Origin of the sequence: Streptomyces sp. NBC_01622 (assembly GCF_045209635.1) — a bacterium.
GTDB lineage: Bacteria > Actinomycetota > Actinomycetes > Streptomycetales > Streptomycetaceae > Streptomyces.
Genome location: NZ_CP109293.1, coordinates 9,694,395 through 9,706,005 on the forward strand (window position 1 = coordinate 9,694,395; position 11,611 = coordinate 9,706,005).

The window sequence follows — 11,611 nt, forward strand, 5'->3', positions numbered from 1 at the left end:
GGCGATACGGCGGCACTGGCACCGGACGTCGTAACGGCGGCACCGGCACCGAAGGCCGTACGGGGACCGGCAGCCGCCCGAGTGGCCTCGGGCCGTCCGGGGACGGGATGGGCGCAGACGACGGGGGTGGGGTTCATGGTTCCTCCAGTGGTCGGTCAGGTGGGCGAACGAAGCGTGGACCGGTGGCGGTGCGTACGGCGGCCACCGGCATTCGTCACCAACAGGGCTGCGTACAGGCCGGTTTGGGGACGACTGATGATGACCGGGACAACGAGCCCGCCGCTGGTTTCGAACACGCGTGTTTGAGTCGCTTCCTCGCCGCGTGGTTGCGGGGTGCCTCGGTCGGCCATCCCCGAATTGCGGGGCGCACGGGGGTACCGGTCGTGGCCGAATCGCCGCCCTGCCTTTCTATCGACCCGAAGACTCGATGGACTCCCACGCGCGAGATAGAGTCTCATTCGCGAGGCGGCGCCTCAATCATTGGCCGGATGTGGCGCACGCCGAGTCGGCATCGAACACGCCTTCCAAGGAGCAACGCGCAAAGGTGCAGCGGTACGGACTCCTCGATTAAGTCTTGTTTATGAGTCACGGTCACACAAAGGAAACGTGATACCATTTGATCATGGTTACCCCTCCGGACGAGCCCGTGCTGTCGCTGCGGGAGCGCACGCGGCTGGCGGTCAAGGCGCAGGTCGCCGAGATCGCGCTGGAGATGTTTCTGTCGCGCGGCTTCGAGCAGACCACGATCGAGCAGATCGCCAAGGCCGCGGGTATGTCCCGGGCGACGTTCTTCCGCTACTTCCCCACCAAGGAAGACGTCCTCCTGGTCATGACGGAGGACCACGCCCGGCACGCGCAGGACGCCCTCGAGCAGCGGCCGGACGACGAACCGGTCTGGACGGCACTGCGGCACGCCCTGGAGCCCGCCGTTCGGCAGGGCAAGGACAGTGCCGCCGCACTCCAGACGGCCCGGGCGATCGTCCAGTCGCCCTCGGTGCGCAGCCGCTACCAGGAGCGCTACCTGCAGATGCGGGAACTGCTGCGCCCCGAGGTGGTCCGCCGGACCGGCACAGCGGCCGACCCGGCCGCGTCGGCTCTCATCGCCGGCGCCCTCGGCTGCCTCGACGCGGCCATCGAGACCTGGGTCGAGCGCGACGGCACCGTCCCCCTGCCCCAGCTTCTCGACCAGGCCATGGGCGCGGTTCACCCGCTCGCCCCGTAGCCCTGCCCCACCTGTCGCGCGCCCCGGTGTCCGGGGCTCCCGAGCGCTGCCCGCCCCCGGCCTCGACCCACTCGACCACCGGTAACAACCCGGAAACCTGGACCTTGCAAGTTGCGTTGCTCGCAACCTAGTGCGTATGGCGATACCCGTATTAGCATGCCTCGCGTATCTACGGCGCGAGCGAGACGAGAGATCATGGCTCCCCTGCAATACGACTTCGTCATCGTCGGCGGTGGATCGGCCGGCAGCGCACTGGCGAACCGGCTCTCCGCGGACCCGGGCAACCAGGTGCTCGTCCTGGAGGCCGGCCGGCCCGACTACCCGTGGGACGTCTTCATCCACATGCCCGCCGCGCTGACCTACCCGATCGGCAGCCGGTTCTACGACTGGAAGTACGAGTCGGAACCCGAGCCGCACATGGGCGACCGGCGCGTCTACCACGCCCGCGGCAAGGTGCTGGGCGGCTCCAGCAGCATCAACGGCATGATCTTCCAGCGCGGCAACCCCATGGACTACGAGCGCTGGGCAGCCGACGCCGGCATGGAGAGCTGGGACTACGCGCACTGTCTGCCGTACTTCCGGCGGATGGAGAACTGCCTGGCGGCCGAGCCCGACGACGAGTTCCGCGGCCACGACGGCCCGCTCGTCCTCGAACGCGGCCCCGCCACCAACCCGTTGTTCGGCGCCTTCCTCAACGCCGTGCAGGAAGCGGGCTATCCGCGCACCGACGACGTCAACGGCTATCAGCAGGAGGGCTTCGCACCCTTCGACCGCAACGTCAGCCGGGGCCGCAGACTCTCCGCCTCCAAGGCCTACCTGAAGCCCGTACGGAAGCGGCCCAACCTCACCGTCACCACCCGCGCGATGGTCAACCGCGTCCTCTTCGAGGGCAAGAAGGCCGTCGGCGTCGAGTACCGGCACCGCGGCAAGATCCACCAGGTGCGCGCCCGCGAGGTCATCCTCTGCGGCGGCGCCATCAACTCCCCGCAGCTGCTTCAGCTTTCGGGCGTCGGCAACGCGGAGGAGCTGAGCGCGCTCGGCATCGACGTCGTCCACGACCTGCCGGGCGTCGGCGAGAACATGCAGGACCACCTGGAGGTGTACATCCAGTACGCCTGCAAGCAACCCGTCTCCATGCAGCCGTACATGGCGAAGTGGCGCGCCCCCTTCATCGGCCTGCAGTGGCTCTTCCGCAAGGGACCCGCCGCCACGAACCACTTCGAGGCCGGCGGTTTCGCCCGCAGCAACGACGACGTCGACTACCCCAACCTGATGTTCCACTTCCTGCCGATCGCGGTCCGCTACGACGGCTCCTCGCCGGCCGGCGGTCATGGCTACCAGGTGCACGTCGGGCCCATGTACTCCGACGCCATCGGCTCGGTGAAGATCAAGAGCAAGGACCCGCTGGAGCACCCTGCGCTGCGCTTCAACTACCTCTCCACGGAACAGGACCGGCGCGAGTGGGTCGAGTCGGTCCGGGTCGCCCGCAAGCTGCTCAACCAGCCCGCGCTGGCCCCGTACAACGACGGGGAGATCTCGCCCGGCCCGTCCGTGGAGAGCGACGAGGAGATCCTCGCCTGGGTCGCCAAGGAGGGCGAGACCGCCCTGCACCCCTCCTGCACCTGCAAGATGGGCACCGACGAGATGTCCGTAGTGGACCCGACCAGCATGCGGGTGCACGGCGTCGAGGGGCTGCGGGTCGTCGACGCGTCGGTGATGCCGTACGTCACCAACGGCAACATCTACGCGCCCGTCATGATGATCGCCGAAAAGGCGGCCGACCTGATCCTGGGGAAGGAGCCGCTGGCTCCCTCCAAGGCCGTGTACTACCGCCACAGCGACGCCCAGAAGCAGGCCGGGTAGGCCGGGTTGGGCGGTGAAGGTCTCAAGGCGCTGCTGTCGAGCGTCCGTTACGAGGTGCTGCCCGCGAAGGCGACCGAGGAGAAGGTCCTCGCCCATGTACCGCGCGATGTCGTCGTCACCGTGACGGCGTCGCCGGTCAAGGGCCTGGAGCCGACCCTCGACCTCGTCGGACGGCTCGCGGCACACGGTTACCGCGTGGTCCCGCACGTGCCCGCGCGGCTGCTGCGGGACGACGCGCACCTCAAGGACGTCGTCGACCGGCTCCGAGAGGCCGGTGTCGACGACGTGTTCGTCCCGGCCGGCGACGCCGATCCGCCGGTTGGGGTCTACGACGGGGCGCTGCCGGTGCTGCGCAGGCTCGGCGAACTGGACAGCCGGTTCGCCCGCGTCGGCATCACCGGCTACCCCGAGAGCCACCCCCTCATCCACGACGACCTCACCATCCAGGCCATGTGGGACAAGCGCGCGCACGCCACGTACATCGTGAGCAACCTGTGCTTCGACGCGCGCGTGCTGGGGGAGTGGGTCGGCCGGATCCGCCGCCGTGACGTCACGCTGCCGCTGTACGTGGGAGTCGCGGGGCCGGTGCAGCGTGCGAAGCTGTTGGCCATGGCGACGAAGATCGGGGTGGGGGAGTCGACCCGCTTCCTCACGAAGCACGCGTCCTGGTTCCTGCGGTTCGCGACGCCCGGCGGCTACTCGCCCGACCGGTTGCTCGCGCGCAGCGCGGAGGCGCTGACCGCTCCAGGGACGGAGGTGGCGGGGCTGCACGTCTTCACGTTCAACCAGCTCGCGGAGACGGAGCGGTGGCGCCGGGCCGCGTTGGAGCGGTTGGGCGACTAGCCGACGGAGTCGGCCAGTTCCCGTATACGACCGTCGATCACCGGAACACCACCGTACGATTCCCGTCCACCATCACCCTGCTCTCGCTGTGCCACTTCACCGCGTGCGCCAGCACCTGCGCCTCCACGTCCCGCCCCACCGTCACCAGCTCCTCCGCGTCGAGCGAGTGGTCGACGCGGACCACGTCCTGGTCGATGATCTGGCCCTCGTCCAGCTCCGGCGTCACATAGTGCGCGGTCGCGCCCACGAGCTTCACCCCGCGGTCGTACGCCTGCTGGTAGGGGCGGGCGCCCTTGAAACTGGGGAGGAAGGAGTGGTGGATGTTGATGGCGTGACCTTCGAGCTGCTTGCAGAGGTCGTCGGAGAGGATCTGCATATAGCGGGCCAGCACCACCAGGTCGATGTCCAACTCCCGTACCAGTTCCAGGAGTCGGGCCTCGGCCTCGGCCTTCGTGTCCCGGGTGACCGGGATGTGGTGGAAGGGAATGCCGTAGGTGTCCGCGAGGCCCTCGAAGTCCCGGTGGTTGGAGACGATCGCCGGGATCTCGATGTTGAGGGCACCGGTGCGCTTGCGGAAGAGCAGGTCGTTCAGGCAGTGGCCGAATCTGGACACCATGATCAGGGTCCGGGTCGGCGTCGAGGCGTCCCGGAGGGTCCAGGAGATGCGGTAGGCCTCGGCGACCGGACCGAATCGGTAACGCAGTGTTTTCAGGTCGGCGTTTGGATCGGAAACATCGAAGTGGACCCTCATGAAGAAGCGGCCCTTGAGCCGATCATCGAATTGCCGGCTCTCCAGGATGTTGCCGGAGTTCCGGACGAGGAAGCCGCTCACGGCATGGACCAGTCCGGTGGTGTCCGGGCACGAGAGGGTGAGGACGAATTCGCGGCCAGGGTGCGGTCGAGGGGACATGGACGGCCTCCGTCGGTGCGTGTTGCGCAACATGGTGAGCGATACGCAACATGGTTGGGCCGGGCGCCGCCCGCGGTCAAGAGGTGGCCGGGCAATGGGCCGCATGGCGAAATCGTCATCCGCCAACCCCTTGACGTATGTCTGCACATTCGCCAGGGTGTTCCACCACAAGCAATACGGTGCACAATGCGCAACGGAATTCGCTCGAAGGGCTCCACACGTGGCAGACCTGTATGTGGACGGAGAATGGCGCGACGCGGTGGCCGGCGGTCACCGTGAGATCCGCTGTCCCGCCGACGGCACGCTCACAGCGACCGTGTCCGAGGGAACACGTCCCGACACCGAGGCCGCGATCGCCGCCGCCCGCCGCGCCTTCGACGAGGGACTCTGGCCGCGCACCCCCGAGCGGGAACGCGCCGCCCTGCTGCTGCGCACCGCCGACATCCTTGAGCGCGACGCCAAGGAGTTCGCCCGCGCCGAGTCGCTGGACACCGGCAAGCGGCTGGTGGAGAGCGAGTACGACATCGCCGACGTCGTCTCGTGCTTCCGCTACTACGGCGGGATCGGCGGCACCGACGCCGGGCGGGTCATCGACACCGGGCGCGATGACGCCGTAAGTCGGGTCGTCTACGAGCCCGTCGGTGTGTGCGGGCTGATCACGCCCTGGAACTACCCGCTGCTGCAAGCCAGTTGGAAGGTCGCTCCGGCGCTCCTCGCGGGCAACACGATCGTCCTCAAGCCCAGCGAGCTGACGCCCTCCACCTCCATCCTCCTGATGAAGGCGCTGGAGGAGGCGGGGCTGCCCGCCGGTGCCGCCAACCTCGTCCTCGGCACCGGGCCCGAGGTGGGCGCACCGCTCTCCGAGCTCCCCGCCGTCGACATGGTCTCCTTCACCGGCGGGCTGGAGACCGGCAAACGCATCATGGCCACCGCCGCCGCGACCGTGAAAAAGGTGGCGCTGGAGTTGGGCGGCAAGAACCCCAACGTCATCTTCGCCGACGCCGACTTCGAGACGGCCGTGGACTTCGCGCTCACGGCCGTCTTCCTGCACTCCGGCCAAGTCTGCTCGGCCGGCGCCCGGTTGATCGTCGAGGACTCGCTGCACGACCGCTTCGTCGACGAACTCGTGCGCCGCGCCCGGCAGATCAGGCTCGGCGGGCCCTTCGACCCCGAGGCCGAGACCGGGGCGCTGATCTCCGCACAGCACCGGGAGAAGGTCGAGGCGTATGTCGCGGCCGGGATCGCCGAGGGTGCCGTACTGCGCTGCGGCGGTGAACGGCCGACCGAACCCGCCCTCGCCGAAGGGCACTTCTACCCGCCGACGGTCCTCGACGGCTGCACGCAGGACATGCGGGTGGTGCACGAGGAGTCCTTCGGACCCGTGCTGACCGTCGAGCGCTTCACCGACGAGGACGACGCTGTACGCATCGCCAACGACACCGAGTACGGACTCGCCGGCGCCGTCTGGACCCAGGACGCGGGCAAGGCCCAGCGGGTCGCCCGGCGGCTGCGGCACGGCACGGTGTGGATCAACGACTACCACCCCTATGTGCCGCAGGCGGAATGGGGTGGCTTCGGACACTCGGGCGTGGGACGGGAGTTGGGACCGACCGGCCTGAACGAGTACCGAGAGCCCAAGCACATCTGGCAGAACATCCACCCCCGGCCGCAGCACTGGTTCCGCGGCTGAACGCCGAAAAGAGGTCGATCGTGACCCCAGCACAGACCGAGGTGCCGCAGCGGCGCGGCACGCTCCAGGACTCGGGCCCCACCCCGGTCATATCCGTGCGCAAGCTGTGGAAGGTGTTCGGGCCGAAGGCGGACCAGGTACCCGACTCAGAGGAACTGTGCGGGCTCACCCGCCGTGAGCTGATGGACCGCACCGGCTGCACCGCCGCCGTACGCGATGTGAACTTCGAGGTCTCGCCCGGCGAGGTCTTCGTCGTCATGGGGCTGTCCGGCTCCGGGAAGTCCACCCTGGTGCGATGTCTGACCCGGCTGATCGAACCCACCGCGGGTGAGATCGTCTTCGAGGGCGAGGACATCCGGGACGCGGACGCCAAGCGGCTGCGCGAGCTGCGGCGCCGTAAGTTCTCCATGGTCTTCCAGCACTTCGGGCTGCTGCCGCACCGCCGGGTCGTCGACAACGTCTCCTTCGGCCTGGAGATCCGCGGTATGAGCAAGGCCGAGCGCACCCAACGGGCCCTGGAAGTCGTCGAGTTGGTGGGCCTGTCGGGATACGAGAACTCCTACCCCGACCAGCTCTCCGGCGGTATGCAGCAACGCGTCGGTCTGGCCCGGGCGTTGGCGGGTGACCCGGACGTCCTGCTCTTCGACGAACCGTTCTCCGCGCTCGACCCGCTGATCCGCCGCGACATGCAGAACGAGGTCATCCGGCTGCACCACGAGGTCGGCAAGACCATGGTGTTCATCACCCACGACCTCTCCGAGGCGCTGAAGTTGGGCGACCGCATCCTCATCATGCGCGACGGCAAGATGGTCCAGTGCGGCACCGGTGACGAGCTGGTCGGCGCGCCCGCCGACGACTACGTGCGCGAGTTCGTGAAGGACGTGCCGCGCGGTGACGTCCTCACCCTGCGCTGGATCATGCGTCCCGCCGTCGACGGAGACGCCCTGGACGGCCCCGAGCTGGGCCCGGACGTCGTCGTACGCGAGGCCACCCGTGCCGTCCTGGCCGCCGACAAGCCGGTCAAGGTCGTGGAGAACGGCAAGCTGCTCGGCATCGTCGGCGACGAGGAGATCCTCGCGGTCGTCGCCGGGCAGGAAGGCGACGCGTGATGACCGTCGCCGTGGAGAAACCGGAGCCCGCACAGCAAGTCGCGGACGCCGCACCGGACTTGAAGGGCCCGCGACGCAAGGTCACCCGGCCCATGATGGTCGGCGCCATCCTCGTCGTCTGGCTGGTGCTGTTCGCCGTGCTGCGCGGGAAGCAGACACTGACGCTCGCGGCGGCCGATCTCACCGGACTGCACCGCTGGTTCAACGACCTCAACGACTCGGTCGGCGCCAACCGCAACTCCAACCCGCTCTTCCTCTACTTCTTCAACGAGATCCGCCTGGTCATCGACAACCTGGTGACCTTCGTCCAGGACCTGATCTCGCAGCCGAGCGGTGACCGCCCGCTGCCGCAGATCGGCTGGCTCGGGGTCGTCGGCATCACCGGCTTCGTGTCCTGGGCCCTCGGCAACTGGCGGGTCGCGCTCCTCGCCATGGCCGGCTTCGCCTTCTTCGGGCTCCAGGGCCTGTGGCAGGAGAGCATGGACACCCTGGCGCTCACCCTCTCCGCCGTGCTCGTGGCGCTGGTGTTCGCGATCCCGCTGGGGGTGTGGGCGGGCCTGTCCGACCGGTTCAACCGGATCATCACGCCCTTCCTCGACTTCATGCAGACGATGCCGACCTTCGTCTACCTGGCCCCGCTGACCCTGATCTTCCTCATCGGCCCGGCCTCCGCCGTGATCGCCACGGTGATCTACGCGGCCCCGCCCGCGATCCGCATCACCGCGCACGGCATCCGCAACGTGCCGGAGACCACCGTCGAGGCGGCCGACTCGATGGGTTCGACCCGCTGGCAGTCACTGCTCAAGGTGCTGCTGCCGATGGCCAAGCGGACCGTGGTGATGGGCGTCAACCAGACCATCATGGCCGCCCTCGCGATGGTCACCATCGCCGCCCTGATCGACGCGCCCGGCCTCGGCAAGACCGTCATGCAGGCCCTGGAGTCGCTCGACGTCGGTACGGCGTTCAACGCGGGCCTGGCCATCGTGATCATGGCCATCGTCCTCGACCGGGTCACCACCGCGTCCAGCACCCGGGCGGAACAGGCCCGGAACTCGTCGGGCCGCTTCCTCAAGTGGCGCCGCCCGCTGCTCGGTTCGGGCGCCGTGGGTGTCGTAGTCCTGGTCTATCTGTCGCACACGTACCTCTGGGCGGCGCAGTTCCCCGGCGACGGCACCACCGGCAGCCATATCGCCAACGCGGCGGACAGCGTGACGACTTGGGCGCAGGACAACCTCTCCGGTGTCACCAACGCCTTCCGGGACGCGATCACCAACGGTCTGCTCAACCCGTTCCAGTCGCTGCTCACCGACTCCCCGTGGTGGCTCGTCGGCGCGGCTCTGATCGGGTTCGGCGTGGTGCTCGGCGGCTGGCGCGCCGGGGTCACCACCGCCGTGTGCGTGGGCCTTCTGGTGGGCACGGGCGTGTGGTCGGACAGCATGACGACGCTGGCCTCGACCGTCGTGGCGACCGTGCTGGTGATGGTGTTCGGCATCGTCTTCGGTGTGTGGATGGGGCGCAGCATGCTGGTGGACCGGCTGCTGCGGCCCACTCTGGACGCTGCGCAGGTCATGCCGCCGTTTGTCTATCTTGTGCCGTTCCTCGCACTGTTCGGCCCGACACGCTTCACGGCCATCGTCGCCGCGGTCGTCTACGCGGCGCCGGTCGCCATGAAGATCATCGCGGACGGGGTGCGGGCTGTGCCCGAGACCACCGTCGAGGCGGCCACCGCTGCCGGGTGCAACACCTGGCAGCTCATCACCAAGGTTCAACTGCCGATGTCACGCGGTGCCCTGACTCTTGCGACCAACCAGGGCCTGATCTACGTGCTGTCGATGGTTGTTGTGGGCGGTCTGGTGGGAGCCGGCGCCCTCGGCTACGACGTCGTGGCCGGATTCGAGCAGGGACAGCTGGTCGGCAAGGGGCTGGCGGCGGGGCTCGCCATCGTACTGCTCGGAGTCATGTTCGACCGGATCACTCAGGCGGCGGCGCGCCGAACCAGCGCTTAAAGGAGCACGACACCATGGCAAGACACTGGCGAACCGGCGCGGCCGGAGTGGCCGTCCTCGGCCTCACCCTCACCGCCTGCGGCGGGGCGAAGGTCGGCGACACCTCTTCGGGATCGAGCAGCAGCTCGGGCAAGTGCGGCACCTTCAACCTCGCGGTCAACCCGTGGGTGGGTTACGAGGCGGACGCGGCGGTCGTCGCGTACGTCGCGCAGCACGACCTCGGCTGTACGGTCAAGAAGAAGGACCTGAAGGAACAGATCGCCTGGCAGGGCTTCGGCACGGGCGAGGTCGACGCGATCCTGGAGAACTGGGGCCACGACGACCTGAAGAAGAAGTACATCACCGGGCAGAAGACGGCTGTGGAGGCGGGGCAGACCGGCAACAAAGGCCTCATCGGCTGGTACGTGCCACCGTGGCTGGCCAAGGCCCACCCCGACGTCCTCAAGTGGCAGAACCTGAACAAGTACGCGTCCCAGTTCAAGACCTCGGAGTCGGGCGGCAAGGGCCAGCTCCTCGACGGCGACCCGTCGTATGTCACCAACGACGCGGCGCTGGTGACCAATCTGAAGTTGAACTTCAAGGTGGTGTACGCGGGCAGCGAGACCGCGCTCATCCAGGCCTTCCGCACCGCCGAGAAGAACAAGCAGTGGGTCATCGGTTACTTCTACGAGCCGCAGTGGTTCCTGTCCGAGGTGGCGCTGAAGAAGGTCGCGCTGCCGGCGTACACGACGGGGTGTGACGCCGTCGCCACGAAGGTCGCCTGCGACTATCCCGTGTACAACCTGGACAAGGTCGTCAGCGCCGGATTCGCCAAGTCCGGCAGCCCCGCGTACAACCTGGTGAAGAACTTCAACTGGACGAACGACGACCAGAACACCGTGGCCAAGTACATAGCCCAGGACAAGCTGTCCGACGACGCCGCGGCGAAGAAATGGGTCGACGCCAACCCCGACAAGGTCAAGGCCTGGCTCAAGTAGCACCGACATCCTTCCCTGAGTGGTCTTGGGGCCCGGCTGCGTGGCGCGTGGTCACGTGGCCGGGATTCTTGTGCGGCTCCGAAATCGGCGCGGCGAAGTTTGATGAATGGTCAAACTGCGGCAAAGGGATTTCTGAGGCAAGTGGTGAACGTGCCTCCACGGTAAGATCCATCCTGGAATGGAACGCGGTAGGAAGATACCCGAATCCATTCATTCACGGGGAGGATTGTGTCATGGCACGTATTTTTGAAATCGGTTCCCGGCCCGCCCGTAAGGCGGCTGTCTTCGCGGCTGCGGCCGCGATTGCCTTGGGTGTGGCCAGTCCCGCCCACGCGGCGGCAAGTAATCGCCTGCCCAATGGAAGCAAGCTGAAGGCGGGGCAGTGCATCACTGATGGTCCTTCATCCAGGAAGGCCAAGTTCTGTGTCGGGAAGTACTACAACATCTACATGACCTACAAGTCCTTGACCTGTACGGTGTACGCGGCCAATGGGCACCTCAGCGGCCCGTCCGCGTACGTGCGGGTCGCAAAGAGCGGTGATGTGGAGTTCTATCAGTACTCCGGTGGCCGACGCCTGTGGCACTCCAAGACCACGGAGTTCAAGGGCGCGGATCTCGTCATCGGCAGTTCGAGGCCTGGAGAGCAGGCGAAACTTGGTGTGGATCAGCCCGGAAAGGCGTTCTTCATCATCAAGGACTGCCCGTTCCATGACTGATCCTGGATTCACCGGGTGATGATCGGCCGGTGAACGGGAGAACGGCAGGAGGCGCCTGCTGGTCTGCGACACATGGGAGTTCACATGCTTCCGGAAGTCGTACCCAGTAAGGCGCCTCTTTGGTGAGAGTTTCCCGCAGGACTGCAACGCTGTTGTCTGCGGAGGTCCCGTTCACCGCATTCACCGGTGAGAAGAAAGTGTTTCCGCCGCCCGGTTTATGGTGCGGGCGTGTCCACAGTGCCGCTCCCGCCGATCGCTCCGCGAAACCGTCCCAG

General features: G+C 67.5%; 9 protein-coding genes. 8 read left to right on the forward strand and 1 reads right to left on the reverse strand.

Annotation, left to right across the window (positions count from 1 at the left end; translation table 11 throughout):
- Nucleotides 1-622: 622 nt before the first annotated feature.
- The 3 genes from OH768_RS45045 to OH768_RS45055 all read left to right on the forward strand — a co-directional run bounded on the left by OH768_RS45045 (nucleotide 623) and on the right by OH768_RS45055 (nucleotide 3,928).
- A complete protein-coding gene (locus OH768_RS45045) occupies nucleotides 623-1,222 on the forward strand; it encodes a TetR family transcriptional regulator (RefSeq protein WP_406462540.1) in 600 nt (199 codons plus the stop codon).
- Between the two features lie 195 nt (nucleotides 1,223-1,417).
- On the forward strand, nucleotides 1,418-3,085 hold the full coding sequence (gene betA, locus OH768_RS45050; protein WP_406462542.1) for a choline dehydrogenase: 1,668 nt from the start codon (nucleotides 1,418-1,420) through the stop codon (nucleotides 3,083-3,085).
- A 6-nt stretch (nucleotides 3,086-3,091) separates the two neighbouring features.
- Nucleotides 3,092-3,928, forward strand: a complete 837-nt coding sequence (locus OH768_RS45055; RefSeq protein WP_406462544.1) for a 5,10-methylenetetrahydrofolate reductase — start codon at nucleotides 3,092-3,094, stop codon at nucleotides 3,926-3,928.
- Nucleotides 3,929-3,965: 37 nt separating this feature from the next.
- On the opposite strand, the gene purU is transcribed toward OH768_RS45055, so the two are convergent.
- Nucleotides 3,966-4,838 carry a formyltetrahydrofolate deformylase gene (gene purU, locus OH768_RS45060; protein ID WP_406462545.1) on the reverse strand — a complete coding sequence of 291 codons (873 nt, stop codon included), beginning with the start codon at nucleotides 4,836-4,838 and terminating at the stop codon, nucleotides 3,966-3,968.
- Nucleotides 4,839-5,058: 220 nt separating this feature from the next.
- On the opposite strand from purU, the gene OH768_RS45065 reads away from it, so the two are divergent.
- The 5 genes from OH768_RS45065 (at nucleotide 5,059) to OH768_RS45085 (ending at nucleotide 11,336) form a co-directional block, all read left to right on the forward strand.
- On the forward strand, nucleotides 5,059-6,528 hold the full coding sequence (locus OH768_RS45065; protein ID WP_406462547.1) for an aldehyde dehydrogenase family protein: 1,470 nt from the start codon (nucleotides 5,059-5,061) through the stop codon (nucleotides 6,526-6,528).
- Nucleotides 6,529-6,548: 20 nt separating this feature from the next.
- Nucleotides 6,549-7,637: a glycine betaine/L-proline ABC transporter ATP-binding protein gene (locus tag OH768_RS45070; RefSeq protein ID WP_406462548.1), complete on the forward strand. Its 1,089-nt coding sequence runs from the start codon at nucleotides 6,549-6,551 to the stop codon at nucleotides 7,635-7,637.
- A complete protein-coding gene (locus OH768_RS45075) occupies nucleotides 7,637-9,643 on the forward strand; it encodes an ABC transporter permease (protein ID WP_406462549.1) in 2,007 nt (668 codons plus the stop codon). The genes OH768_RS45070 and OH768_RS45075 overlap by 1 nt, the downstream gene beginning before the upstream one ends.
- 14 nt (nucleotides 9,644-9,657) lie before the next feature.
- Nucleotides 9,658-10,620 (forward strand): ABC transporter substrate-binding protein, encoded by a 963-nt coding sequence (locus OH768_RS45080; RefSeq protein WP_406462551.1) that lies wholly within the window; start codon nucleotides 9,658-9,660, stop codon nucleotides 10,618-10,620.
- Nucleotides 10,621-10,853: 233 nt separating this feature from the next.
- Nucleotides 10,854-11,336 (forward strand): hypothetical protein, encoded by a 483-nt coding sequence (locus OH768_RS45085; RefSeq protein ID WP_406462552.1) that lies wholly within the window; start codon nucleotides 10,854-10,856, stop codon nucleotides 11,334-11,336.
- The last annotated feature ends 275 nt before the right edge of the window (nucleotides 11,337-11,611 follow it).